Here is a 25,550-nt window from a genome sequence, read left to right as displayed (position 1 = left end):
GCTCTCACCGCCCCCAGCTGTGCCGGTGGTACGCCTCCGGCCAGCGGAGAGGACGAACCACATGACAAACCCGTCCCGACGTACCCTCCTGCTTGCCCTGCTGGTGACCACCGCGGTCGTGACGACGAGCACGGCCGCCACCGCCGGTCGCCCCACGCACGGCGCACCCGACTTCGGCCCGAACGTGACGATCTTCGACCCGAGCATGCCGGTCGGCGAGATCCAGCAGACCCTGAACGCCGCGCACGGCCGGCAGGTCGACAACGAGATGGGCACCGAGCGGCACGCGTACCTGTTCAAGCCGGGCACGTACGGCACTGCCGAGCAGCCGTTGCAGGCCAGGGTCGGCTACTACACCGAGGTCTCCGGCCTGGGCGCCTCGCCCACCGACGTCACCGTCAACGGCAAACTCGAGGTCTACAACCGCTGTCTGGCCGACGGCGGCACCGGCAACTGCCTCGCCCTGGTCAACTTCTGGCGCACCCTGTCCAACCTGTCGCTCACCATCAACGCCGCCGGCCAGGACGACTGCCGCTCGACCGCGAACTTCTGGGCGGTGTCGCAGGCGGTGTCGATGCGCCGGCTGAATATCGACGGCGGCGGTCTGTCGCTGATGGACTATTGCACCGCCGAGCCGCGGTACGCCAGTGGCGAGTTCATCGCCGACTCGCGGCTGCCGGCCACCACGAACGGCTCACAGCAGCAGTGGCTGACCCGCAACAGCGAGGTCGGCGGCTGGTCCAACGCGGTGTGGAACCAGGTCTTCGCGGGCGTCGAGGGCGCGCCGGACGACGCCACGTTCCCCGACCCGCCCTACACCACCCTGGAGACCACCCCGCTCAGTCGGGAGAAGCCGTACCTCTTCGTCGACGCAAAGGGTCGCTACCAGGTGCGGGTGCCCGCCGCGCAGCGCGACAGTCGGGGAGTCTCCTGGGCCGACGGTATGACGCCGGGGCGGACCCTCGGCATCGGCGACTTCTTCATCGCCAAGCCGACCGACTCGGTGCGCGTCATCAACAGCCACCTCGCACGCGGCAAGCACCTGCTGCTCACGCCCGGCTTGTACGACATCGCCCGTAGCATCGAGGTCCGGCGACCCGGCACCGTGGTGCTCGGGATCGGCCATGCGACGCTCACCGCGGTGAACGGCGCCATCCCGCTCGACGTCGCCGGCGTCCCCGGAGTGATCGTCGCGGGCGTCACGATCGACGCGGGCCCGGTCGAGTCGCCGGTCCTGCTGCGGGTGGGTCGCCAGCACGGTCACCACGCCAGCAGCCCGACCGACCCCACCACCCTGTCCGATGTGTACTTCCGGGTCGGCGGCCCGCACATCGGGCGGGCGAACACCGCGCTGGAGATCAACAGCGACAACGTGCTGATCGACCACACCTGGGTCTGGCGCGGGGACCACGGCGTGGAGGGCTTCACCGAGGGCGTCAACGGGGACACCGACCGGTGGCGCACCAACACCGGTCGCTACGGCGCCGTCATCAACGGCGACCACGTGACCGCGACCGGCCTCTTCGTCGAGCACTTCCAGCGGTACAACACGGTCTGGAACGGCGAACACGGCACCACGATCCTCTACCAGAACGAGCTGCCGTACGACCCGCCGACGCAGGCCGACTGGATGAACGGCGCGGTCGAGGGCTGGGCCGGGTACAAGGTCGCTGACCGGGTGCGGCACCACACCCTGTACGGCGGCGGGGTGTACGTCTTCAACCAGAACAACCCGTCGATCCACACCGAGAACGGGTTCGAGGTCCCGAACCGTCCGGGTGTGCGGCTGCACCACATCATGACCGTCAACCTCAGTGCCGGAACGATCGACCAGGTGGTCAACGGCGTCGGGGCGGCGGCCGACATGACAAAGGTCGGCGCGCCGGTCTACCTCGCGCAGTATCCGACTCCGTAGGGAACTCGGGCGCACCGACGGGGCCGGAGCCGGCACGGCTCCGGCCCCGATGGGCTGATCCGCTACGGCCTGGCTCGCCGGTCCGAGCGGTCGACTAGCTCGACTCGTAGTCCGGCAGCGGCAGGGCTCTGGGCTGTAGGCGGCGCTCCACCGCGGCCATGGCTGCGAGCAGCGGCAGTTGGGCCATCGTGTTTCGAGCCCAGATGCCCGGGCGGCTCTTCGGCGCGATCATACCGATGAAGAGGCTCGACTGACTTCGCTCGACCATCTTTCGATGGCCCTGCTCGTAGCGCCGAAACGCGATCCGATGATCCCCGCCAGCTGACGACAACTCGCCCGCAAGTCGGTAGGCGCCGATGAGCGACAGCGTCGCCCCGGCACCCGCCGCCGGTGATGCACAGTGCGCGGCGTCTCCGACAAGCGCCACCCGCCCGGACGACCACGACCCCATCCGCACCTGGCTCAGCGCGTCGAAGTAGAAGTCAGGATCGGCGAGTGCGCCCGCGAGGAGTTCCGGTACGACCCATGGCAGGCCCTCGAACGCCTCGCTCAGCAGCCGCTTCTGCTGCTCGACATCCCGGTAGTCGTACGTCAGCGGCCTGCTGCGGAAGAGGAAGTTCACCTTCGCCCCGGCGTGGGTGCCTGAGCGGTAGATCCCGGCCACCCTGCCCGGCTGGTTGTAGAGCGTCACCCACCGCTGCTCACCCAGGCCCGGGTCCGCGTTGGCGGACGCGAAGTAGTGGCCCAGGTGGGTAAGGAACTCCGACTCCGGGCCGAAGGCCAGATGTCGCACCGTCGAGTGCGTGCCGTCGGCACCGAGGACCAGGTCGAACCGGCGGGTCGGACCGTGCGCGAAGGTGACGGTCACGCCGTCGTCGTCCTGCTCCATGGTGCGGATCGAATCACCGAAGACGTACTCGACGTCGTCCTTGGTCGTCTCGTACAGGATGGCCGCCAAATCGCCGCGCATGATCTCGACCTCGGTGCCGGCAACTCCGCCCCGGATCGCCTGCATGTCGATGCGGGCCACGCTTCGGTTGGCCGCATTCACAAAGGACATGCCGAGGACGTCCGCCGCCACCGCACGGGTCTGCGGCAGGATGCCCATCCGCTCGGCGATGTCGACGGCCTGCCCACGTAGGTCGACGCCGTTGCCGCCCTCGCGCAGGTGAGGCGCCCGCTCGACCACCGTGGGCGCAAAGCCGTGCCGAGCCAGCCAGAACGCCACGGTCGGCCCCGCGATGCTGGCGCCGGAGATCAGGATCCGCTGGTTCATCGACTCCTCCTTCGTGGCACAGCGAGGAGCACGCCAGTGGCAGGCGCGCCGCTTGCGTGGTCCGGTGGGGTTTCGTAGGCTAACTGAAATACGTGTTCCACATGACGATATGGAATGAGCGTTTCAGATGTCAACCCCGACCGCGAGCGGTGTCACCCGGCGCAGAGCGGACGCCGTCCGTAATCGCCAACGCGTGCTGGACGCGACGAAGACGCTCCTCGCCGAGGGGAGTGCCACTCCCACGGTCGACGCGATCTCGCGGAAAGCGGGGGTGGGGGCGGCCACTGTCGTTCGCACCTTCGGCAGCAAGGAGGCGCTCATCGACGCCGCCGTGGCCGAGTTGCTCGAACCACTCGTGCAGCGAGGCCGTGACGCGCTGCTCGAGCCGGATGCCGAACAAGCTCTTCGCGGCTTCCTCGTCGAGGTGATCGCGTTTCAGTCCAGGTACTGGATCATGGGCGAACGGCTCGGGGAGATGGACTTGCCGGCGACGACCGCGCAACGGGCCGCCCTGAACGCCGCCGGGCTCGACCTGATCACCAGGGGCCGCGACGACGGTGCGATTCGCACCGACATCGACGCCTCCGTCGTCACCGTGCTGATCGGCGAGGTGACCTACGCGGTCGCGAGGTCGCAGTCGGGATCGCCAGCCCTCGCTGAGAGCTACGTGTCGGTCATCATGGACGGGCTTCGCCCGCAGCGGGTCAGGCCCTGAGTCATCCTCTGGGCGGACAATCACGCCGAGAGTCTTAAATTCCTACTGGGACAGTAGGAAAATTGGCGGATGCCGGCTGGTCCGATCCTCACCTCGCGTCGGGCCGTTGACCTGATGCGGGTCGCCTCCGAGCTCTGTCCGGGCCGCTGACCGCCGACGAGCGCCGGCGCCACCCGCACCCCTCATCCGGCCCCGGCCGCACCTCACCCGCCATCCCGTGGCCCAACCGGCCCCGGCGGTCTGCGCGTGGTCGCCCAGCGCACCCGCTTCCTGTCCCGCCCCCACCGAACCCGCCACGGCCGGAACCGTTCACCCCCCTGTAGGTAGGTCATGACCACCGATCCGTCACCGCCCAAATCGGAGACCGACGGCGAGTCCCGGCTCGCGTTCAACGAGGACTGGCCTACACGGCCAGCCTGGTCATCATCTTCGCGCTGCCGTCGATCTTCATTCTGCCCTGGCTGGCCGACGTGTTCGGGCTGTCCGACGCGGTGGCCGGCGCCTGGATCGGCGGCAACATCGACACCACCGCCGCGGTCACCGCCGCCGGGGCGATCGCCGGTGAGGAGGCCCTCCAGATCGCCAGCATCGTCAAGGTCACCCAGAACGCGCTGATGGGTGTGGTCGCGGTCGCGCTCACCGCGTACTTCACCCTGCGGGTGGAGCGGCGGCCCGGCGCGGAACGGCCGGGCCTGCGCGAGTTGTGGACCCGGTTTCCGAAGTTCGTCCTGGGCTTCATCGCCGCCTCGGTCATCGCCACCTGGTACCTCGATTGGGGTCGGTGCGGACGGCAAGGCCACCATCGCCATCGCCAACGACCTGCGCGTCTGGTTCCTGATCCTGGCCTTCGTCAGCATCGGCCTGGAGGTCCGGGTCGCGTCGTTGCGGGAGGCCGGTTGGGCGGCCGGTGGCGGTGTTCGCCAGTGCCACCGTCTTCAACCTGGCGTTGGCGCTCGGCCTGGCGTCGCTGTTGTTCCGCACCTTCTCGGCCTGAGTTGAGGCGTTCGGTACGGGGGTGCGACGGCGGGGCCGGGCCAGGACGGCGCCGGCCCCGCCGGTCTCAACCTGGCGGTGTCGTTGGGGCGGGCTGCGCGTGGCGTGCCCGTCCCGATCGGGCATGCGAGGTCGGCTTCTTCGCCGGGACCGACAGGGTTTCCCGCTTGGCCCGTTCCGGCAGGTCGAGGAAGGGCAGCGCCTCCGCGTAGGACTGGGGGACGCGACGACGCGCGGTCGTCGCGGGCTGTTCGATCTTCGTCGATCGGCTGTGCCGCGCGCCGGCCCTGCGCGGTCCGGTGCCGGCCGGGTCCGGTCGCGATGCGGTGTCCGTGCCGATCGCCGGACCGGGGATCGGCAGGGTGCCGAGGTTGGCGGCGCGGCGGGTGGTCCGGTGCCGGGCACGTCCGCTGCCGGTCTTGAAGTCGAGGGCCGGGCGCTCCACCAGGTGCCAGGACACCATGGCGAAGAGCAGGGCGCCGAGCAGGCTCAGCACGATGTAGCCGACCATCCCGAAGCGGGCGCCGCCGAACAGGGCGATGAGCTGCTGCACCGGGAAGCCGTAGATGTAGATGCCGTACGTGTAGTCGTGCCGCCGGCTGATCGTGGACAGCCGCTTCGGCAGCGCGACCGCCGCGAACAGGACCAGGTAGGCGAACGCCGGCAGGCCGACCGCGAAGAACCCGCCCAGCCACAGTGAGCCGACAAGCACAACGCCCGCCAACACGGCCAGTTCCCGGTTCACGGGGATTCGGTGTGCGTACAGCCGGGCGGCGGCGCCGAGCAGGAACAGGAAGCCGAGCATCAGGGTCCAGTCGGCGGCGAAGGCGCCGATCAGCGGGAAGGGTCCGATCGCACCGTGCTGCGGTGGCCGGGAGCTCCAGGTCGGTGCGGCGAAGAAGTCCGCCAGGATCAGCGCGTACGAGCCGGCGGTCAGGACCAGGACCGCACGGGGTGCCCTGCGCAGCACCGAGGTCACCACGAGGATGCCGACGATCCCGTAGAAGGCCAGGTCGTAGCGCAACGTCCACAGTGAACCGTCGAACGCGCTCGGCCCGCCGACGAGCTGCCCGTACGGGGTGTCGGCCAGCAGCCCGGAGATGGGGAACTGTTCCATCGAGGCGACGAAGTTCGTCAGGACGTAGTCGAAGGGTCCCTCCGGGTGCCCCCAGAATCCGTCGAGGTTGCCGTTCTCGTACAGCGCCGCCAGGGGAGCGAAGACGAACGCGGTGACCAGCAGGCAGGCCCAGAGCCCGGGAAAGACCCGCAGCAGGCGGGCGCGGATGTACTGGCGCAGTGTGGAACGCAGCGCGCTGTCGGTGATGAGGTATCCGGAGATCAGGAAGAATCCGTACAGGCACAGGGTGCCGAGGTCACTCTGCCGGCCGAACGTCGCGGCCCCGACGTTCGACTGACCGAAGCCCAGCGGGCCGGCGTGCGCGACGATCACGCCGCACGCCATCGCCAGGCGGAGCACGCCGAAAGCGTTGTGCTGGGCCGAGTATCTGCCCTGCAGGGTCGGGGAACGCTGCCCGTTGAACCACGCCTGCACCTGACGACTCCTCTGATCACTGATAAGTGGGGGCCGACAGACCGGAACACCGCCTGCCGATACGCCAATTATCAGGAGCTAAAGGAGCTTTGTCCCCGAAACAGTTGATTGTCCTTGTTGTCCGCATTCAGCGCACGGTGGAGGTGAGCCGGCGACGTTGCGTCACCCGCCGGGCCGGCAGATTCAACAACCTTGCCATGGCGGCGACCGAGCGTTCACTGGCCCGCCCGTCGCCGAACGGCGAGCCGACCGTGGCGACGCGCCCGATGGCGAGGTGCCGGAGCCCGGCCGACACGAGCCGCTCGGGATCGGTGCCGACGAGTTCGCCGCGACCCGCTGTCAGGGCCTCCGGCCGTTCCGTGGTGTCCCTGGTGACCAGCAACGGGACCCCCAGGGTGGCGGCCTCCTCCTGAAGACCACCCGAGTCGGTGACGACCAGGTCGGCGACCCGCAGCAGCCCGACCATCTGTGGATAGGGCAGCGCTGGGGTGACCCGGGCGTTGGCGATACCCGCGAGACCCGTGGTGACCGCCGCGCTGACCTGCGGGTTGGGATGTGCCACCAGGACGATCTGGACGTCGGGGCACTGTCGCGCCAACCGGCGCAGACCATCGAGTGTGGCAGCCACGCCGTGACCCCAGTTCTCCCGGCGGTGCACGGTGGCCACCACCAGTTTCCGGGTCGGGTCGACCCAGGCCGGTGGTTGGGCCGTGCCTCGCTCGACGAGGTCGTGCAGGGCGTCCACGACGGTGTTGCCGGTCACCACGATCGCGGCGGCGGCGATCCCCTCACCGATGAGGTTCGCCCTGGCCGCCGGAGTCGGCGCCAGGTGCAGTGCCGCGATCCGGGCCAGCATGGCCCGGTTGGCCTCCTCCGGGAACGGCCGGTCCAGGTCGTTGGTCCGTAGCCCGGCCTCCAGGTGGACGACGGGAACGCGTCGCCAGAAGGCGACGGTTCCGCCGGCCAGGGCGGTCGTGGTGTCCCCCTGCACCACGACCGCCGCTGGACGGTGGTGTGCGACCAGCTCGTCAACCCCCGTGATCAGTGCCGCCGCCAGCTCCGCAAGCGAGCCGGTGCGCCGTTGCGGGCGCAGGCTCACCTCCGGGTGGAGGCCGAACGGGGTGAGGGCCTCAGCGACGCGCCCCGGCTGTTGACCGGTGTCCGCCACCCGCACCGTGAACCTCGGATCATCGAGGAGACGGCGGATCAGAGGCGCGGTCTTGACCCCTTCTGGCCTGGTGCCGGCCAGGATCAGGACCTCTCGCGATGTCGATCTGCTCGCACACATGTCGGGGTCAGCTCCTGGCGGCCGCGCGGCGTCGCTGGTAGAGCGAGAACCCGCCGGCAGTGCCGGCCACGAGTGCGCCGAGACCGAGCGCGATCGGTGCCCCGGCGAGCGGGATCACCGGGATGGGGGGTGCGACCGCGTTGGCACCGCAGTTCGAGGTGCCGATGGTCACCCCGGCCAACGCCCCACCGAGCGCCGTCAGGTTCAGCGCCGTGACGCTGAGCTGGCCGACACCCGAGCTGGACTGCGCGTTGAGGGTCAGGTTGAGCAGTCCCGGAACGTTCAGCCCGGTGTTCGGCGCCGGGTTGACCGGCAGGCTGAGCAGCGTCGTCTCGATGCCGAGCAGCGTCGAGGTGATCCGGGCGTTGACCAGGCTCGTCGAGCCCGTCGCCGACGGGCTGCTGGTGGCCGTGCACTGCGAGGTGATGGCGTCCGCCACCAGGGCGATCGAGGCGAGGCCGCTGGTCCCGAGGACCAGGGACACCCCGGCGCCCGGCGTGACGAGGCACGACCCGCCGGGACCAATGGTCACCGTGCCGCCCACGCCCAGCACGCCCGCGCAGGCCGCCGAGGAGCCGTCGTTGAAGGCCCGGACGTTCTGGACCAACACGCCTGCGGTGATGACGGTCTGCCCACCGAGCACACCCAGCGGGGGATTCTGGTTTCCGGAGATCGACTCGGTGGTGCCGTCGTTCGTGGCCGACGCGGTGCCGGAGCTGGCGAGGCCACCACCGAGCAGGCTGATCTGGAGCGCGGAGGCGGAGGACTGGGAGGTGTCGGCCATCGCCGGAGAGGCCGCAAGGACGGCCAGGGCGAGGCCGCCGGCCAGCACCGCGGCGGTACGGGCGAGACCGGATCTAACTCGTGGCATAGAGGTCTACTTTCTGACGTGGGCGATTGTGGGGCGGTCTGTGGTGGGGGTGGCGGTGAGGTGCGTGAGATGGGTCAGGTGGCGGGGCGGCCGGATCGAGCGGGGCAGGTCGGCACGGCCCGATCGGCGCGGCGGTTGCACCCGGCTCGGCTGGGCCGGCACGGACACCCGACCGATGGCCCGGACCGGAGTCGGCGGTGTCGGCGGATCGGCGGCGCGGGCGGTCTTCTGCCAGTCGGTGCGGGCGGTCACCATGCGGGCGAAGGCCAGCCAGACCGCGAGCGACTGGGCGTAGCTGTACAGCCAGTGGCAGACGCCGAGCAGCAACGCCTTGGTCACCGACAACTGCGGCTCACACCGGGACCGGTAGACGATGCCCCACAGGGCGAACGGCCCGATGCCGAAGACGAGCACCAGCGGGGGTACGCCCCAGCCGCCGGTGCTCCACCAGCCCGGCAACCCACCGCTTGTGTTGTCGATGTAGTAGCTCATCACCACCAGGCAGGCGAGATAGACGGGCGTACCGAGCAGTTGGGTCCACGGTGCGGCCAGGAAGTGGGCGATCTCCAGGGTCGCCGAGTTACGGATTCGCGGTGAGCGCAGCACCTTGCCCAGGTAGCGGCCGCACTGCATCGATCCCTGCGCCCAGCGGGTGCGTTGCCGCACCAGCGGTCCGATCCGGGTCAGTGCCTCCTGGGCCACCCAGCTCTCCGAGCAGTACTCGGTGTGCCCGCCGGCCAGCAGAATGTGCAGGCCCAGTTCGAAGTCCTCCAGCAGGGCGCCGTGCCACGGTGTGCCGTGCTCGTCGGCGATCTCGTTGAGCAGCGACAGTCGGGTGAACTGCCCGTTGCCGCCCATCGCGACGCTGCCGGTGCGTCGGCGCAGTGACTGCATCGCGGCGATCGGTGCCCGGAACTCCATGTCCTGGAGCCGGATCAGGAGCCGTCCCCAGCCGCTGACCTCTGTCGTCGGTGCGTAGCGGCGTGGTGCGCACTGGAGCATCCGCACCTCCACCTGCACGGCGCCGACCTCCTGCGCGCCGAAGTACTGCCGGCCGGAGAGGGCGACGGGACCCTGCGGGTCGAGGCGGCTGTCCGCGTCGAGGACGCCGACGATCACCCGGGTGCGGTCGGCGTTGGCGGGCAGCCACTGCTCGATGCCGCGCCAGGCGGCGTTGAGCGCGGCGCCCTTGCCCTGCCGTGCGTCCGGCAGTTGACGCCTGATGACGTGCACCCGAGGTTGGTCGGCGAAGGCGGCCAGTTCGGTGAGGGTGCCGTCCTCGGAGGCGTCGTCGACGCACCAGACGGTCGTGAGCGGAAAGTCGGTGAGCAGGCGCCGGATCGTGGCGCCGACGACGGACGCCTCGTTGCGGCACGGCACGATGATGTGCCAGTCGAAGCCGTCCGGGCTTCCACCCCGACTACGTTGGCTCTTCAGGTGGAACACCAGGATGCTCAGCACGTACGCGCAGAAGCTGACGCACAGCAGGAACGCCGCGGTGTTGAGCAGGGCGAGGGACTGCGCCTCAGTGGACACCGGCGACCGCCCCACGCATGCGCTTGGTGCGGCTGACCAGGACCACGAAGAGGATCGCGACAGCGATCAGGCCAGCGGTCGTGATGACCGAGCCGATCAGCACGTGACTGCGTTCGTAGCCGAGCCGGAAGCCCCAGGTCTGCATCGAGACCACCACGGCGGCGAGTCGGAGCTGGTTCACCGTGACCAGCAGCACGATCGCCACCGCCAGGGCGTTCAGCCCTCGGGACATCGAGATGCGCCGGAACCCGACGAGCGTCGAGGCCAGCACGATCGGCGGGATCAGCAACATGGCGACCGAGCAGCCGCTGGAGACCATGAAGCCGACCCAGCGCTCGTCGAGCGGGAAGATGACGGCTGCGCCGATGGACCTGGTGTCGGCCAACCCGACCGCGTCGACGAGCCTGGCGTTCAGCCACGCCTCGCCGCTGGCGATGTCGTGCCAGCGCCACAGGGTGGCGGCAGCGACGGCGACGCCGAACAGCATGCCCGCGCTGGCGCGCAGCCACGCCCCCCGGGGGGAACCTGTCATCGCTCGCGGCCCAACATGGCGACGAACCACAGCGCCAGACCCAGCACGACCAGCCCGACGCCGACCAGCAGCCACGACTGAATGGCGACCCCGGTGGCGGCGAGACCGCCGCCGATGTGTGGCCCCTTGGTGGGTACTCCGTACATGCCCAAACCTCCTCGCTGACTCGGAGGCCAGAATGGCATCGGGCGAATAGGGCAAAGAGGATAAAACGGCATGGAGACCCTAAAGAGTGATTAAATACTCCTTACGTGGAGGTGTGCCTCGGTCACCCCCGACATCCCTTGCCGCGCAACAGGTCCCGGCGTCCCGACAGGTTGGTCAGAGGTGGTCAAGATGGTGACCGGTAACCCCCGCCGGACGGTCCCGCCGGCGACATCGCGGTGGCGGGCCATGGCGGGTTGGAAGAAGGCCATGGTCGCCCTGGTCGCTCTGTTCGGCGTGCTCTGTGCGGGCCTCGTCACGGTCGGCTTCGGCCTGAAGCACAGGTACGAGAGCCGGGTGCAGCGCGAGGACATCCTCGGCCCGGGTGCCGGCCCCCACGACGAGCGCCGGTGGGAGGCGGGACCACTCAACCTCCTGCTGCTCGGCTCGGACTCCCGCGACGGCGAGCCGGACCAGGCTCTCTACCCGGGCCAGCGCTCGGACACGATCATGCTGGTGCACGTCAACGCCGCCCGCGACGCGGCAACTGTCGTCTCCATCCCCCGGGACAGTTACGTCGACGTGCCCGCCGCGGGGCAGACCTGGGCCGGCGGACCCAACAAGATCAACGCCGCGTTCGCGTTCGGCGGGGCCGCGCTGGCAGCCGAGACGGTCGCCAAGCTCAGCGGCCTGCCACTGGACGGAGTGCTGGTGGCCAACTTCGCCGCCGTCCGCAAACTCGTGGACGCCGTCGAGGGCATCACCGTCTGCCTGCCGTACCCCGTCAAGTCCTCGGACACGGGCGTCGCCTGGCCTGCCGGCTGTCACGACCTCGACGGCAAGGCGGCCGACGACCTGGTGCGGCAGCGGCACGGCGTGCCCGGCGGCGACTTCGGGCGCATCTACGACCAGCAGCTGGTGGTACGTGCCCTCGCCGATCGGGTCACCACGACGAGTCTGCTCACCAACCCGACCCGACTCGACCGAGTGCTCACCACGGCGGCGGAGTCGCTGATCGTCGACCGCGACCTCGACCTTGCCGGCCTCGCCCGCGCGCTGCGCCGGGTGAAGCCCGAGACGGTCCAGTTCGTCACCGTCCCCTTCAGTGACCCGAACCTCCAGACCCCGGCTGGGTCGGCGGTGCGGCTGGACGAGGTCCGGGCCCCGGCGCTCTTCACGGCACTGCGCGAGGACCGCGTGGCGCAGTGGCTCGCGGCCAACCCGCAGACGCCGCCGGCCAACTGATTCGGCGCTGCCGCCGCCACCGGGCACGGCAAGGGCGGGTGGGAGGTCCTCTCAACCTCCCACCCGCCCTGGTCCGGCAGAGCTAGCGCGACCGTCGCCAGTAGCGGCACGTCCAGTCGACCTGGTGCAGCTCGTCCACGATGCCGTGCTCGGCGCGGAAGTCGTCCACGGCCTGCTTGCAGCCGCGTACCGCGTGGTAGTCGTCGATGATGACGTACCCCCCGATCGACAGCTTCGGGTAGAGCGAGCGCAACGCCACCATCGTGGAGTCGTAGAGATCCCCGTCGAGACGCATCACCGAGATCCGCTCGACCGGGGCGTTGGGCAGGGTGTCGGAGAACCAGCCCTTGAGAAACCGCACCTGGTCGTCGAGCAGCCCGTACCTGTCGAAGTTCGCCTTCACCTGCTCCAACGACACGGCCAGGAAGGGCACCTCCCAGAGCGCGTCCTCGACGTCCTCGATGCGTTTCGGGTCGGGCTTCGGCAGGCCCCGGAAGGAGTCGGCGACCCACACCGTGCGGTCCCGGTCACCGTAGGCGCGCAGCATTCCGCGCATGAAGATGACCGCGCCGCCCCGCCACACGCCGGTCTCGATCAGGTCGCCGGGTACGCCCCGGTCCAGCACGTCCGCGATGCACCGCTCCAGGTTGTCCAACCGGCGCAGCCCGATCATGGTCTCGGCTTCCGGCGGCCAGTCCCGGCCGGTGGCCCGTGCCTCCGCGTCGAACGGGAACTGGAGGACCAGCTCCAGCCCCTTGCGTTGCAGCAGGTGCCGGCCGCGCTCGTAGAGCTTGCCGTGCAGGGACCCCCGGCGCGGCTGGTAGGGCATCCACGTCTCGCGGAAGACATACCTGGTAAGCGCCTTCTTGAGCAGGTCGCAGTAGAGCGCGCGCGGGTCGTCCAGCACCGGCGCGGACGTCTGGGTCGGCACCAACATCTCACTCATGGGCAATCTCCTTGTTCGGTGTCTCGGGTAGGCGGCTGGCGGCGGGCAGCCGCCGTTCGTCGTCGCGTTCGTCGTCAGCCCCGCCGCTCGGCGTCGCCGACGGCCACCGCGCGGCGCAGGACCACAGAGGCGGGGGAGAGCCGTTCCGGGCTCGGTCGGCCGGCGGCCAGCAGCTCCTGCCCGAAGGCCGGCCAGCTGTCCGAGAGGTGGGGCGTCGGCGCGTCCGGGGACGGCTGCGCCGCTGCTGCGGCCGTCGGCGGCCGCCGGGTCGTCTCGGGCTGGGCCAGCGGTCGTCCGCGGATGCCCACCACAGTGGGGCTGCCCCAGACCGGCGGAGCCTCGGCGGGATCAGGCTGAACGTTCGCCGCCGGCACCGGCTCGGGTCGATCCGGGACGTCCGTCACCACCGGGTTCGGCTGGGTGACCGCATCCTCGATCCGGGTCGGCGCGACAGGCGCTCCGGCGGCACCAGAAGAGGCGCCAACCGGTGTCGCGCGCTCGGCCGTTGTCGCGCGCTCGGCCGTTGTCGCGCGCTCGGCCGGCGTCGTGTGTGTGACCGGCGCGTGCCGGACCGTGGTGCCCTCGACAGTGGTGCCCTCGACCGTGCGGCCGTGACCGTTCGTGCCTACCGACTCGCCCGAGTCCCGGGCCTGCCGGCGGTGCCTCCCGGGCGTGCTGCCGGAGGAGTCCTCGACGAGGGCGCTGACCAACTCCCGGATGACGGCGCCCTGGGCGCTGGCCCGCGCCGCCGGCAGCGCCAGGGTGTGCTGGACCGTGTCCGGCACCAGGTCCGGTTGCTCGCCGCCCTGCCGGTGGTCGGTCCGCGACACCGCGCCGATCACCACGACACCGGCCAGCGGAAGCCCGAGCCGTTGGACCAGCCGGGCCGCCCGTGTGCTGTCGTCAAGGTTCGTCCGGCCGGCCCGTACGACGAGCAGCACACCGTCCGCGTGCTGTGCGAACGCGGAGATCTCCCGCCCCGCCAGGATCGGCGGCGCGTGCACGAGCACGCAGTCCTCGTCCTCGCCCAGCGCGTTGAGCAGCCCGCCCAGGTCGTGCAGAGCCTGCGTGTCGGAGCCCTCACGCGGCTCGGCCGGCAGCACGGTCAGCGTAGGGAAGTCGACCAGACGCACCGGCGGGCACTTCTGGGTGAGCACCTGCTGCCAGGTGTGCGGCGCCTCCGGGAAGTGACCCGAGAGCACCGGGTCGCGTACCGCCCCGTCGACAAGCGTGGCCCGACAGTGCTCGTCGGCCATCCCGAGACCGAGCAGCGCGGTCACCAGCGCCTTGCCGTCGTCGTCGTGGGCGCTGGTCACCAGCAGCCTCCGGCGTGGCAGCGGGGCGGTGAGCACACTGAGCGTCGAGATCGTGGCGCGTACGGCGTCGGCGACGTCGGTGCGGGCGTACAGCGCGGCGGCGTGGTGGCGGGCGAAGCGGCGCGGCATCTTCGGCAGCGCCCCGAGGACCGGCAGTCCCAGGCGCGCCTCGATCTGCCCGACGTCGCGCAGTCGGCTGTCGAACCGGTCGCGGAGCAGCGTCGCGCCCCACCCGGCCAGCAGGCCGGCCAGGGCCCCGAGCACGCCGTTCAACAGCGGCTTCGGGAAGGCGGGCGTGAGCGGCGGGCTGGCGTTGTCGAGCACCCGGGCGTTGATGCTGGTCGAGCCGCCCATGTCCAACCGGCTCAGCTGTTGGCTGACGGCTCGGGAGGCCGCGTTCGCGATCGCGGCGGCCTGCGTGCCGGACCCGGCGCTCGCGTGCACCGTGATGATCTGGAGACCGAGTTCGTACTCGCCGCTGACGTGCCCGAGTACCGCGTGCTCGGGCAGTTGCAGCGCGCGCGCCGCCTCGATCGCGACCTCCCGGGACCCGACCAGCCGGGCGATGGTGGGGGTGAGGTTCTGCGCGAGGGCCAGGTCCGCCGGCCGGTCCTCCGCGGTCTGCTCGGCGCTGACCAGAACGGACGCCTCGGCCTCGTAGCGGGCCGGAAGGAGCTGGGTGACGCCCTGGGCGGCGGCCAGCCCCGCGCACAGGCCGATCAGGGGGACGCCCGCGCGGCGCCAGGAGAAACCGAGCAGACCTTTGACATCTATCGACGCGCTCATCAGGCGATCGCCTCTCTGGTTGGGTGCCCGGCCTCGGCGGGCGGGACGCGAAGGGAGCCGGTCGGGGACCGCAACCCTCGCCAGGTCGAGCAGAGGGTTTCGGCGATCCGGTCCCAGCCGAACTCGGCGTCGGCGCGACGCAGTCCACGGTTCGCCAACTGACCGGCGAGTGCGGGCTCGTCGCGCAGTCGCGCGAGGCGAGCGGCCAGCGCGGACACGTCGCCGGCCGAGAAGACGAGACCGGCGTCGCCCACCACGTGGGGGATCTCGCCGACGTCGCTGCCCACGACCGGTACGCCACAGGCCATGGCCTCGACCAGCACCCGGCCGAACTGCTCGCGCAACGGGATGCCGATCCACGGCAGCGTGTTGCGCTGCACCACCTCGACCGAGGGCATCGCCAGCACGTCCATCTGGTTCAGCAGCGCGGGCAGTTCGGCGTGCCCGGCCCAACCGTGCCGGTGAACCCGGCCGGGACGCTGCTCGGCGGCCCGCTCGATCTCGCCACGGAGGCTGCCGTCGCCCACCAGCGACACGTCGCAGTCGATCAGCTCAGCGGCGCGCAGCAGGTCGGTCACGCCCTTGTGCGGCTCGAACCGCCCGACGAACCCGACGGTGAACGGGCGGGTGGCCATGCCACTGGACAGTGGGCGGAAGACCCGGGTGTCCACGCCGAGCGGCACGATCGTGGCCGGACCCCGGTAACCCTTGACCCGCAGCACGTTCAGGGCCGCGGGGGTGATCGGGAAGGCGTGGTTGACCGACAGGTACGACTGCCGCTCGATCCGGGGAAACGGCACCGGAAAGCGCGTGACCACGTTCTGCGCCGCGTACAGGGTGGTGGGCACCCCGGCCCAGCAGCGCTGGCGCAGCCGCAGGGCCTGCCAGGTGGTGAGGTACGCCGCCTCACCGATGACGTGCAGGATGTCGGGTCGGGCGGTGGTCACGTCGTGCTGGCCGGGCAGCCGGAACAGCACCGAGGCCATGTGCCCGGTCAGCGACTCACCGAGCAGGTGCGGCACCACGTGGTAGCGCAGCCGCTGGTGTGTGCGGGCCAGCCGGGCCAGCTCGCGTCGTGTCGTCGGGGACACGTCCGCGGCGAGCACGGTGAGGGTGACGTCCGGCTGTTCGCAGAGAACGTCGAACAGGTCCGTCCAGTGTTCGGTGCGCTTGCCGACGACCGTGGTCAGGACGTGCATCACGCTCCTCCTCTCGTCTCAGGTCGGGTGACCGCGATCCGTCCGACGCGGGTCCAGGCCCGCAGCCGCGTCAGTCCGGCCCGGGGTTGTATCGGCAGCCGCACCCCGGCCAGACCGATACCGATCAGCGCGCGCAGGAGCACGGCGCCGCGTACGGCGCGCAGGGTGCCGGCGCGGTGGCGGGCGAAGAACCGCAGCATGCTGCGGTACAGGTGGGGCCAGATCCAGGCCGGGTCGGAGCTGCTCGCGCCGCCGCTGTGTACGGCGGTCACCGCGGGCACGTACCGCACCTCGGCACCACGTCGGGCGGCCTGAAGGCACAGCTCCTCGTCCTCGTAATACAGGAAGTAGCCCTCGTCGAGCCCGCCGATCGCCACGAACAGGTCGGTCCGTACCGCCAGGCAGGCGCCGGACAGCCAGTCCACCGCCACCGGCCGCGCCCCGCGCACACAGGCGTCGTACGCGGCACGGCGCTGCCGCCCGCTGAGCAGCCGCCGCAGCGCGACGGGCACCAGCGCCCCACCGAACCGGCTGGCCAGCACCGTGACGAGGGATTCGAAACGGTGGGCGCTGATCGCGATCCGGCCGTGCGCGTCGATGATTCGTGGTCCCGCGACGCCCACCGACGGTTGGCTGCGGAGGACCCGGACCAGCTCCGCCACGGTGCCGGGGGCGACCACGCAGTCCGGGTTGACCAGGAGTAGGACGTCGGTGGTGACTCCGGCCGCGGCCCGGTTCACGGCGCTGGCGAAGCCGGTGTTGGTCGGGCTGGCGAGGACCGTCACGTCCGGGAAGCGGTGCCGGACGAGCGCGACGGTGTCGTCGGTCGAGGCGTTGTCCACCAACCGCACCGGCAGGTGCGCCTGGCGCAGCGCGCTCAGGGCCGCGACGATCTGGCGCTGCGAGTTGTGGGTGACCACGATGGCTGTGGCGGCCGCGTGTGTCATGCCGGTGCTCCCGTCCGGCGCAGCGGTCGGCGGGGGAGCGGGGCCCCGCTGGGTCGACGGAGCCGCCCAGCAACCTGCGGTGCCGTGAGGAGGGTCAACGCCGGCAGCAGGCCCAGCTCCCAGTGCCCGTCGGTCGGCGCCGCGAAGACGGCGGCGGCCAGGAAGCCGCAGGAGAGTGCCGCGAACGGCAGCGTGATCCCGTCCCGACCGCGCAGACCGACGCGGACGCTGCGCAGGATCGGCCAGAGGACCAGCAGGAGGCCGACCAACCCGAGGTTGGCCAACACGGTGACGTAGAAGGCGTGGTAGACCGGCCCGACGTCGGTGAAGGTGAAGCCGGACAGGTAGATGCCGGGCGTGGTCTGCCCGAGACCGGCGCCGACCAACGGCTGGTCGGCGAAGACGCCCAGGCCCACCGACGACTCCACGCCCCGATAACCGGCCGACTGTTGCAGCCCCTTGGTGATCTCGCCGGCCCGCTCCCGTACCCCCGGTTGCAGGGCGAGAAGCGCCGCCACCGCGACCGCCGCGGCGGCGGTGGCGGCCAGACCGGTCCGGACGGTACGACCACCGCGCACCAGCATGATCAGGAAGGTCAGCGCGGCGGCGAGCCAGATTCCCCGGTACGACGCGAGCAGCACGTCGACGGCGAAGAACCCGCCGAGCAGCAGGACGCCGTTGCGCCGCCACCCGCGTAGCCGCCCGGCGATCCAGATCAGCGGGGGGATCGCCATCAGGGTGATGAGCCCACCGTGCCGCCCCGGTGTCGCCACCGAGATGGCGGTGAAGACGGCGGCCAGCACCACGTACAGGACGCCGGCGGCCAGGATCCGGCGGGGCGTGGTGAGGGTGTGGACGGCGACGAAGAAGTACACCGGGATGGTGGCCACCTGGTACGCGGCGACCAGCACCTCCGACGGGACGTTGCCGACGGCCAGACCGTAGGCCGCGGCCACGGCTGTCAACCCGATCAGGCTCAGCATGCCCACGTCGGCGGGGGTGCGCCGGGTCGGCTTCTCCGTCCGCAGCCAGTGCCGCGCGGCCAGCGCGACGCCGCCGGCGGCCAGCAGCAGCACCTTCACCGCGATGTAGCCGCGTACGTCACCGCCGCTGAGCACGGCGCCGATCACGGCGCCGCCGATGATGCCGACCGGCAGCACGGCCCAAGGCCAGAGCAGGAACACGCCGCAACTGAGCACCCCGACGGAGGCGGCCAGGCCAACCGGGCCGGGCAGCAGGGTGACCACTGTCACCAGGGCGCCCAGGCCGGCGCCGCCGAGCAGCACTGTGGGCGCGACGATCGGCACTCTCATCGGGGCAGCCCCGCCAGCAGTGAGCGCAGCTGTACGCCCCGGGCCGACCAACTGTTGCGGGCAGCGATCGCCCGGCGTCGGGCCGCCTGCTCCGGTGCGTCGGCCTCGTCGAGCGCGACGGCGAGGGCCGCGGCGAAGCTGTGCGGGTCACCGGCGAGGGCGATGGTGTCGTGCAGCGTCCGCAGCGCCGGCAGCGGTGTCGCGACGACCGGTTTGCCGAGGGCGAGGTACTCGTAGCACTTCTTCGGGTGCACGTAGTCCACCAGACCGCCCACCCGGTAGGGGATGATGGTGGCGTCACAGGCGCGCAGGATGCCCGGCACGTCCGCGTAACCGACGGCGTCCACGAGTTGCACATTCGACAGTTGGGTCAGTGGCGCGCGGCCGGCCCGGGTGGACGGGCCGATCAGCACGAAGGTCCACTCGGGGTGCGCGCGGGCCACCGCGGCGACCAGATTCGCGTCGAAGGCACGGGTGTCAACAGCCCCGCTGTAACCGATGAGTGGTCGGCGCAGCCCGGTCAACCAGGGCGCAACCGGGCCGTCCGGCGAGAAGTGCTCCGGGTCGCACCCGTTGGGCAGCACCACAGGTGCTGGGTCGGAGCTGGGCATCCGTTCCGGCAGCGCACTGGACGAGGTGAGCACCAGGTCGGCCGCGCCCACGGCGGAGCGCAGCGCGCGGCGTAGGTGCGGACGATTCCAGCGTCGGGTGAAGGTCCAGTCCAGGTCGGTGGCGTCGTACACCACCGCGGCGGCGTCCAGCCGGCCGGCGACCGGCGCGGCCAGGTCCTCGTCCAGCCACAGCAGTCGGATCGAGTCGGCCCGCCGCCGGAACCACCTGCGGAGCAGGAGCGCGGCGAACCAGCGGTTGGCCCGGTTGACAGGTGGCAGGTGCCGGCCGAACGGCAGCAGCGCCGGCCCGGCGCACTGCCAGAGGCCGTCGGCCTCCTGTCGGACGCGGACGCGCCACCGGGGTCGGTGCCCGGCCGGATCGACGAAGAGCACCCGGTGGTCGTCGGTCAGCTCGCGGGCCAGCGCGTGCTGCCGGTGGGCGCCGTTCGCCCACGGCGTGCCGCTGAGGACGACCACCCAGCCCTGGTCGTTGGTGGACGCGACGACCGTCGGCGCCGCCGGTTGCAGTGTCGCGTGCTCAGCCACGGCCGGACCGTTCCAGCGGCCGGGGCGCTTCGACGGGCAGCACCTCGTCCTCACCGAGACGGCCGAGCACCGGGCGGGCGCGCTCGTCGTCGAGCCGCAGCAGCCGGGCACCGGCCTGGCGGTCCAGCCAGCGGCGCAGCGCGCTCGCCGCGACCCGCCGGTTGATCCAGTTGACAGCTGGCAACGAGTTCCCCAGCGGCAACACGGTCGGTGCCACCGCGTGCCAGGCGGCCGAGCCGATCGGGGTCACCTCACACCGCCAGCGGGGACGCTGCGCCGGCGGATCGACGAAGAGCAACCGCTGCCCGGCCGACAACTGCCTCAGCACCGCCGAATGCCCGTCGACGGACCAGCGGTCCCGGCTGAACACCACGACCCAGTCGCGGGTGTCGCCGTCGGGCAGCGGGCCGACGTCGCCGCGCAGCGCGGCGAGCAGATCGGCCAGACCCAGCTGTACGGGTCGGCCGAAGAGCCGCTTGACCACGTGGTCGGCGAGCAGGGCGGCCCGGAACGCCACCATCCGGCGCCGAGGCTGGGTCATCCGCAGATACCCGACCAGGCTGCCCAGGAGGTGTCGGTACCGGATGGTCGGCCCGAGCAGCCGGCAGGACGCCCCGCGGCTGTGCGTCACCACCGCGTCGGGGATCATCCACAGCTCGTGCCCGGCCTGGTCGAGCTGCCGCGCGAGGACCGCGTCGTTCCAGTAGACGGGGAAGGTTTCGTCGAAGATGGTCTGCTGTCCGAGCACCGCCCGACGCAGCAGCATGCAACTGCCCGAGGCGAGTTGCCGGGGCTTGCTGAAATCCTCGCCGCGCATCTGGAACCGGTGCAGCGCCTGACGGAAGCCGGGCAGCCGGCGCAGCGCGGTGACAAGCGCGATGGTGGCGGCGAAACTGGGCTGTTGGACGTAGTGCTGCTGGAAGGTGCCGTCCGGGTTGAGGTAGAGCGGGCTGACCCCCGCCACGTCCGGCCGTTCCCGTAGATAGTCGATCATCCGGGACAGCGCGCCCGGGTGAAACCGGACGTCGCTGTTGAGCAGCAGGATGAGCTGCCCGTTCGCCCGGCGGTACGCCTGGTTCACCGCGGCGGCGAACCCGGTGTTGTGCTGCTTGCGGATCAGGCGGACCCGGGGTTGGTCGGCGAGCATCTCGGCCGAACCGTCGGACGAGCCGTTGTCGACGGCCACCACCTCGTAGTCGAGGTCCTCCTCGGCGGTCGCGGCCAGTGATTCCAGGCACTGCCGGGTCTGCTCGCAGGTGTTCCAGCTGACCAGCAGCACCGACAGGTGCGGCGTACCCATCACGCCACCGCCCGGTCGTCGCGCCGGGCGAAGATCCGCAGCAGGTCGCCGAGCTGTGGGTGTGTCACCCCGGGCGAGCGGCTGGCGGCGACGTCGGCGATGAGCAGGTCCCGCGCGTTGCGCAGCCGCGCCAGCGGACGCCAGTAGAACCGCGAGAAGACGGTGTCGTGGGAGATCACCCGGAACCCGGACTCCACGAGCATCCGGCTCAGCGTGTCCGGGGTGAAGTGCCAGCGGTGGTACGCGGGGGCGATCGCGGGCCACGCGGTGCCGAGGCGCTGTGCGGCGGCGGAGGCGATGTTGGGCACCTCGAGGGCGAGCCAGCCGTCGGGGCTGAGGGCGGTGTGGGCGGCGCGCAGGAAGTCGCGGGGGTCCTCGACGTGTTCGAGGACGTGGAAGGCGCAGACGACGTCGGCGCTGAGGGTGGGTGCGACGTCCTCGAAGTAGCCCTGGCGGACCGGCAGGCGTAGGTGGTCGCGGGCGAACTGGGAGGCCGCGTGACTGACCTCGATGCCGCTGGCGGTGATGCCGGCGCGTTGGGCGGCTTCGAGGAAGTAGCCGCCGGCGCAGCCGGCTTCGAGCAGGACGCCGGGGCGGACGGTGGACAGTAGCCAGCGCAGCCGCCGGTTCGCCTCGAACCGGCGTTGATCGGCGGAGGCGAAGTAGTCCTGGTACCCGTCCGTGGTGTAGTACGCCTCGTCGTACAGCTCCTCCGGCGCGGGCGCGCTGCCGGCGGTCCAGACGAACCCGCAGTCGGGGCAGCTCCACAGCAGCTCGCCGAGGGTCGGCGAGTGCCCGCCGGCGCGGCCGCAGAGCTGGCAGCGGACCAGTTCGATCCCATCCAGTTTCATCAGGTACTCCGTCTGGTTCGTGGCGTCCGGGCGATCACCCGGAGCAGGTCGCCGAGGCGTGGGTGGGTCAGCCGCGGTGAGCGGAGCCCGATCAGGTCGGCGGGCAGGAGGTGCCGTGCGTGCCGCAGCCGATACCGCAGGGGCATGTAGTAGCGGAAGACCGTGGTGTCCTGCCGGACCACCTCGAAGCCGGCGTCGGTCACCAGTCGGACCAGCGCGTCCGGGGTGAAGTGCCAGCGGTGGTAGCGCGGTTGCAGACCCGGCCAGGCGGTGCCGAGGCGGTCAGCGGCGGCGGAGGCGATGTTTGGCACTTCGAGGGCGAGCCAGCCGCCGGGCGTGAGCGCGGTGTGGGCGGCGTGCAGGAAGGCGCGAGGGTCTTCGACGTGTTCGAGGACGTGGAATGCGCAGACCACGTCGGCGGCGCGGCTGGGCGCGAGGTCCTCGAAGTGCCCCTGGCGGACGGGCAGGTGCAGGTGGTCGCGGGCGAAGCGGGCGGCGGTGTGGCTGACCTCGATGCCGCTGACGGTGATGCCGGCCCGTCGCGCGGCTTCGAGGAAGTAGCCGCCCGCGGGACCGGCTTCGAGCAGGACGCTCGGGCGGACGGTGGACAGCAGCCAGCGCAGCCGGCGGTTGGCCTCGAACCGGCGCGGCTCGGCCCGGAAGTAGTCGTCGTAGCCGCCGCCGGCGAAGTAGTCCTCGTCGTAGCGCCCGTCCGCCTCGGCCTGCTCCCGCGCGGTCCAGCGGAACCCGCAGGCCTCGCAGCGGCGCAGCAGTCCGCCCAGGTGGGGCCGGTGGGCCGGCACGGGTCCGCACACCAGGCACCGGGCGGTGCGGTGGTCCACGCTCATCGCGGGCCGCCCGTCGTCGGCGACAGCACGGTCGCGGGGGCGCGCAGCAGTCGGTGCAGCCGCATCCGGTCGCTCGCGCCCACCTGTCCGCTGATGGCCAGCAGCGTGGCGGCGACGAGCAGGGTCAGACCCGCCCGGGTGGACACGGCGAGGGCGGCGTCGAGTCGTCTCGGCCCGTCCGGCAGGAACTGGCTGGCCGCCGCGATGACCACCCCGGCGGCGACCGCCGCGGCGACCGGTGGCCAGACCGCTCGCACCAGCGGGGTCAGCGGCCGGGCCGTGGCCGTGTGGAAGTAGGCCAGGAAGTACCCGGTGCTGAGCACCACCGCCAGCGCGGTCGACAGCGGTACGCCCAGCGGCCCGCACAGCAGCAGCATCGGTACGGTGAGGGCGAGGTTGAGGACGACGGAGAGCAGCACGTAGCGCGTCTCCAACCCGGGCCGGCCCTCGGCACGGGCGACGATCGTCGCCGCTCCCGTGATCAGGTTGAGGGCGTACGCGGGCGCGAGGATCATGATGTTCGCCGCGGCCCAGGGGACCTGGTGCCCCAACCAGAGCCGGACCAGGGGGTCCGCGCTCACCATCAGGGCCGCGGTGGCCGGGGCGAGAAACAGCGCGAGGTACCGGGTGGTGGTCAGGTAGAACCGGTCCAACCAACCGGCGCCCCGGGTGACGGTGCGCGCGACCGCCGCGGGAAACAGCACGATGAGGGCGAAACCGGGGGGCAGCCGGAGCAGGTTGAGCAGGCGGCCGCCCAGGTCGAAGCCGCCGGCAACGGCGGGACCGAAGACGCCGCCGAGGACGAGGCGGTCGAGTTCCACGTTGACCATGCCGGCGCCGCTGGAAACCTGCACCCGCATGCCGTAGCCGCCGATCCGACGTACGTCACCGAGGTCCAGCCGTCCCCATCGGGGGGACAGGTCCGGGCACTGGCGGTTGGTGGCCGCGGCGAGCAACAGGGTGCGCAGCGCACCGGTCGCGGCGGCCGAGGCGGCCAACGCCACCAGGCCACCGCCGAGGCGTACGACAAGGATCGCCAGTGCGGCCGCGAGGATCGCGGTGCCGGCGCTGATCGCGGCGAGTGACCCGTACCGCTGGCTGCCTTCGAGCACGGACCGCCACGGCAGCTCCACGGCACCGGCCACCAGGCCGACGACCAGCCAGAGCGTCGCCTGCCATGCCTCGTCGGCGAGGCTGCCGAGGCGCAGCAGCCCGGCGAGCCACGGCCAGCAGGCGCCGATCGCCCCCAGGGTGAGCAGGCCCAGCAGGACGGCCCAGCCGAGCCCCAGCCCGAGCAGCCGTCGCACCAGGTCCCGGTCCGCCGCGCTCTCGGCCCTGGCCACCTCGCGCACGAGGGCGGAGTTGAGCCCGAGGTCGATCAGGGCGGCCATCGCCAGCAGACCGGCCAGCACCACCCAGATCCCGAACTCCTGCGGCCCGAGGTGCTGGTAGATGACCGGCACCGAGACCAGCCCGGACAGCGCCATGATCACCCGTGCGGCCAGCATGCTCGCCGTGTTGCGGGTGACCCGGGTCTCGACCGCGGTGGCGGCGCTAGCCACGGGGGAACCCGCGGAACAACTCGACGACGGTCAGCAGGAGCAGGGCAAGGTCGACCCGTGTCGAGCGGCAGTTGAGGTAGAGCAGGTCGCAGCGGAGCTTGTCCTCGACGGTGGCCGCGTACCCGCCGGTGAGCTGCGCGATCCCGGTCAGCCCCGGTCGGATCAGGTGCCGTAGGTCGTAGTGGGGGAGCCGGTCGAAGTCGGCGATGAACTCCGGGCGTTCCGGGCGGGGGCCGACCAGGCTCATGTCGCCGCACACGACGTTCCAGAGCTGGGGAAGCTCGTCCAGCCGGGACCGTCGTAGCCAGTGTCCGACCCGGGTGATCCGGGCGTCGTCCGGCTGGGCGAGGACCGGGCCGGTGGCCTGTTCGGCACCGACCCGCATGGTCCGGAACTTGACCACCCGGAACAGGCGGCCACCGGCTCCGACGCGCTGCTGGAGATAGAAGGGTGGGCCGGTGAACGACACGACGGCGGTGATCGCCGCGATCAGCGGGAGCACCACGACGGCACTGAGCAGGATCACGCTGAGGTCGATGAACCGCTTGAGCCATTCGCGACGGGGACGGCGGGTGCCGGAGCCCAACCGGATCCAGGGCAGCCCGCCGAAGCGCGCCATGGCGGGCGCCCGCAGCAGGCCGTAGACCGGTCGGGCCAGCACCATGATCTCGACTCCCACGCTCATGCAGCTGGTCATGATGCGCTCGTCGATGCTGTCCAGTGAGTGCTTGAGCAACAGGAGCCGGGGGCGGACGTGGACCAGCAGCCGTACGAGGTCTTCGGCGCGGGCCGGTACCGGGAGCCGGGCTGCCACGTCGAACTCGTCGTCGAGACGGTCGGGCATCGTGGCCGCGTCGTTCGGTTCGAGCACCACCACACGGGTTCGTTGCCCGTTCTGGTCCGACCGGGTGGCCCGTTCACCGCGGTCGAGGAGTTCCTCGAGTCGGGTCGGGATGTCCAGGTGGGGCGCGGTGACGTCGTACGCGATCGCGTCTTCGGTGTCCAGGACGGGAGCTGGGTCCGCGGTCATGGGACCGGGGTTCTTCCTCAACACGCCGACCTCCTTCTGCGTCCGGTGCTTCCGGGGCATGCGGGCGAGCACCCCGGGAGAAAATTACTACCGACAAAGCCCCAAACAGTGGCAGATGGGTAAAAACAGGACTTCCTTCCCGTAAGTACCTATAGGCACTCTGATGGTTGGGTGAAAAGTCCTGTTTGTAGCCAACTGGTGGGTTACTGTCGGGCCGGTCAACTTGGT

Annotated in this window: 22 protein-coding genes and 1 pseudogene; 5 read left to right on the top strand and 18 right to left on the bottom strand. The window is 71.2% G+C overall.

The annotated features are described in order from the left end of the window. Nucleotides 1-61: 61 nt before the first annotated feature. Nucleotides 62-1,915 carry an adenylyl cyclase gene (locus ACFYPM_RS29485; RefSeq protein ID WP_387203754.1) on the top strand — a complete coding sequence of 618 codons (1,854 nt, stop codon included), beginning with the start codon at nucleotides 62-64 and terminating at the stop codon, nucleotides 1,913-1,915. Nucleotides 1,916-2,009: 94 nt separating this feature from the next. Here ACFYPM_RS29485 and ACFYPM_RS29480 read toward each other — a convergent pair whose 3' ends face one another. Next, on the bottom strand, nucleotides 2,010-3,191 hold the full coding sequence (locus ACFYPM_RS29480) for an FAD-dependent monooxygenase (protein WP_387203751.1): 1,182 nt from the start codon (nucleotides 3,189-3,191) through the stop codon (nucleotides 2,010-2,012). Nucleotides 3,192-3,384: 193 nt separating this feature from the next. Between ACFYPM_RS29480 and ACFYPM_RS29475 the strand changes: the two genes are divergently transcribed. The 3 genes and pseudogenes from ACFYPM_RS29475 to ACFYPM_RS29465 all read left to right on the top strand — a co-directional run. Beyond that, complete coding sequence (locus ACFYPM_RS29475) at nucleotides 3,385-3,906, top strand: TetR/AcrR family transcriptional regulator (protein ID WP_387203747.1); 522 nt, start codon at nucleotides 3,385-3,387, stop codon at nucleotides 3,904-3,906. Nucleotides 3,907-3,975: 69 nt separating this feature from the next. Beyond that, nucleotides 3,976-4,056 carry a putative leader peptide gene (locus ACFYPM_RS29470; RefSeq protein ID WP_387203890.1) on the top strand — a complete coding sequence of 27 codons (81 nt, stop codon included), beginning with the start codon at nucleotides 3,976-3,978 and terminating at the stop codon, nucleotides 4,054-4,056. Nucleotides 4,057-4,262: 206 nt separating this feature from the next. Then, nucleotides 4,263-4,613 (top strand): annotated as a pseudogene (locus ACFYPM_RS29465) (putative sulfate exporter family transporter); the annotation flags it as partial. A gap of 353 nt (nucleotides 4,614-4,966) precedes the next feature. Here ACFYPM_RS29465 and ACFYPM_RS29460 read toward each other — a convergent pair. The 6 genes from ACFYPM_RS29460 to ACFYPM_RS29435 form a co-directional block, all read right to left on the bottom strand. Beyond that, nucleotides 4,967-6,451, bottom strand: a complete 1,485-nt coding sequence (locus ACFYPM_RS29460; protein WP_387203745.1) for an acyltransferase family protein — start codon at nucleotides 6,449-6,451, stop codon at nucleotides 4,967-4,969. A 127-nt stretch (nucleotides 6,452-6,578) separates the two neighbouring features. Continuing rightward, nucleotides 6,579-7,739: a non-hydrolyzing UDP-N-acetylglucosamine 2-epimerase gene (gene wecB, locus ACFYPM_RS29455; protein WP_387203742.1), complete on the bottom strand. Its 1,161-nt coding sequence runs from the start codon at nucleotides 7,737-7,739 to the stop codon at nucleotides 6,579-6,581. Nucleotides 7,740-7,746: 7 nt separating this feature from the next. Continuing rightward, a complete protein-coding gene (locus ACFYPM_RS29450) occupies nucleotides 7,747-8,610 on the bottom strand; it encodes a choice-of-anchor P family protein (protein WP_387203739.1) in 864 nt (287 codons plus the stop codon). Nucleotides 8,611-8,616: 6 nt separating this feature from the next. Further along, the gene (locus tag ACFYPM_RS29445; RefSeq protein WP_387203736.1) at nucleotides 8,617-10,146 is read right to left on the bottom strand and encodes a glycosyltransferase; all 1,530 of its coding nucleotides are present in this window, start codon (nucleotides 10,144-10,146) and stop codon (nucleotides 8,617-8,619) included. Continuing rightward, nucleotides 10,136-10,678 carry a hypothetical protein gene (locus tag ACFYPM_RS29440; protein ID WP_387203733.1) on the bottom strand — a complete coding sequence of 181 codons (543 nt, stop codon included), beginning with the start codon at nucleotides 10,676-10,678 and terminating at the stop codon, nucleotides 10,136-10,138. Before ACFYPM_RS29440 ends, ACFYPM_RS29445 begins: the two co-directional genes overlap by 11 nt. Next, nucleotides 10,675-10,824, bottom strand: a complete 150-nt coding sequence (locus ACFYPM_RS29435) for a hypothetical protein (RefSeq protein ID WP_238643682.1) — start codon at nucleotides 10,822-10,824, stop codon at nucleotides 10,675-10,677. Before ACFYPM_RS29435 ends, ACFYPM_RS29440 begins: the two co-directional genes overlap by 4 nt. 190 nt (nucleotides 10,825-11,014) lie before the next feature. Here ACFYPM_RS29435 and ACFYPM_RS29430 point away from each other — a divergent pair, with 190 nt between their 5' ends. Further along, a complete protein-coding gene (locus tag ACFYPM_RS29430; protein WP_387203730.1) occupies nucleotides 11,015-12,067 on the top strand; it encodes an LCP family protein in 1,053 nt (350 codons plus the stop codon). Nucleotides 12,068-12,149: 82 nt separating this feature from the next. On the opposite strand, the gene ACFYPM_RS29425 is transcribed toward ACFYPM_RS29430, so the two are convergent. From ACFYPM_RS29425 to ACFYPM_RS29375, 11 genes are all read right to left on the bottom strand, one after another. Beyond that, complete coding sequence (locus tag ACFYPM_RS29425) at nucleotides 12,150-13,013, bottom strand: TylF/MycF/NovP-related O-methyltransferase (protein ID WP_387203727.1); 864 nt, start codon at nucleotides 13,011-13,013, stop codon at nucleotides 12,150-12,152. A gap of 74 nt (nucleotides 13,014-13,087) precedes the next feature. Next, complete coding sequence (locus ACFYPM_RS29420) at nucleotides 13,088-15,115, bottom strand: hypothetical protein (RefSeq protein ID WP_387203724.1); 2,028 nt, start codon at nucleotides 15,113-15,115, stop codon at nucleotides 13,088-13,090. Next, nucleotides 15,115-16,314: a glycosyltransferase family 4 protein gene (locus tag ACFYPM_RS29415; RefSeq protein WP_387203721.1), complete on the bottom strand. Its 1,200-nt coding sequence runs from the start codon at nucleotides 16,312-16,314 to the stop codon at nucleotides 15,115-15,117. The genes ACFYPM_RS29420 and ACFYPM_RS29415 overlap by 1 nt, the downstream gene beginning before the upstream one ends. Then, complete coding sequence (locus ACFYPM_RS29410) at nucleotides 16,314-17,261, bottom strand: glycosyltransferase family 2 protein (RefSeq protein ID WP_387203717.1); 948 nt, start codon at nucleotides 17,259-17,261, stop codon at nucleotides 16,314-16,316. The genes ACFYPM_RS29415 and ACFYPM_RS29410 overlap by 1 nt, the downstream gene beginning before the upstream one ends. Beyond that, the gene (locus tag ACFYPM_RS29405; protein ID WP_387203714.1) at nucleotides 17,258-18,574 is read right to left on the bottom strand and encodes a hypothetical protein; all 1,317 of its coding nucleotides are present in this window, start codon (nucleotides 18,572-18,574) and stop codon (nucleotides 17,258-17,260) included. Before ACFYPM_RS29405 ends, ACFYPM_RS29410 begins: the two co-directional genes overlap by 4 nt. After that, nucleotides 18,571-19,731 (bottom strand): glycosyltransferase, encoded by a 1,161-nt coding sequence (locus ACFYPM_RS29400; RefSeq protein ID WP_387203711.1) that lies wholly within the window; start codon nucleotides 19,729-19,731, stop codon nucleotides 18,571-18,573. Before ACFYPM_RS29400 ends, ACFYPM_RS29405 begins: the two co-directional genes overlap by 4 nt. Continuing rightward, a complete protein-coding gene (locus ACFYPM_RS29395) occupies nucleotides 19,724-21,031 on the bottom strand; it encodes a glycosyltransferase family 2 protein (protein ID WP_387203708.1) in 1,308 nt (435 codons plus the stop codon). The genes ACFYPM_RS29400 and ACFYPM_RS29395 overlap by 8 nt, the downstream gene beginning before the upstream one ends. After that, the gene (locus ACFYPM_RS29390; protein WP_387203705.1) at nucleotides 21,031-21,882 is read right to left on the bottom strand and encodes a class I SAM-dependent methyltransferase; all 852 of its coding nucleotides are present in this window, start codon (nucleotides 21,880-21,882) and stop codon (nucleotides 21,031-21,033) included. Before ACFYPM_RS29390 ends, ACFYPM_RS29395 begins: the two co-directional genes overlap by 1 nt. Beyond that, nucleotides 21,882-22,730: a class I SAM-dependent methyltransferase gene (locus tag ACFYPM_RS29385; RefSeq protein ID WP_387203702.1), complete on the bottom strand. Its 849-nt coding sequence runs from the start codon at nucleotides 22,728-22,730 to the stop codon at nucleotides 21,882-21,884. The genes ACFYPM_RS29390 and ACFYPM_RS29385 overlap by 1 nt, the downstream gene beginning before the upstream one ends. Beyond that, nucleotides 22,727-24,292 (bottom strand): lipopolysaccharide biosynthesis protein, encoded by a 1,566-nt coding sequence (locus tag ACFYPM_RS29380; RefSeq protein WP_387203699.1) that lies wholly within the window; start codon nucleotides 24,290-24,292, stop codon nucleotides 22,727-22,729. The genes ACFYPM_RS29385 and ACFYPM_RS29380 overlap by 4 nt, the downstream gene beginning before the upstream one ends. Then, on the bottom strand, nucleotides 24,285-25,322 hold the full coding sequence (locus tag ACFYPM_RS29375; protein WP_387203697.1) for a sugar transferase: 1,038 nt from the start codon (nucleotides 25,320-25,322) through the stop codon (nucleotides 24,285-24,287). Before ACFYPM_RS29375 ends, ACFYPM_RS29380 begins: the two co-directional genes overlap by 8 nt. Nucleotides 25,323-25,550: the final 228 nt, after the last annotated feature.

The sequence above is a fragment of the Micromonospora sp. NPDC005203 genome, from assembly GCF_042872705.1.
Taxonomy (GTDB): Bacteria; Actinomycetota; Actinomycetes; order Mycobacteriales; family Micromonosporaceae; genus Micromonospora.
The sequence above is the reverse complement of the archived record's forward strand: the minus strand, read 5'-3'. Positions and strand labels throughout refer to the sequence as shown.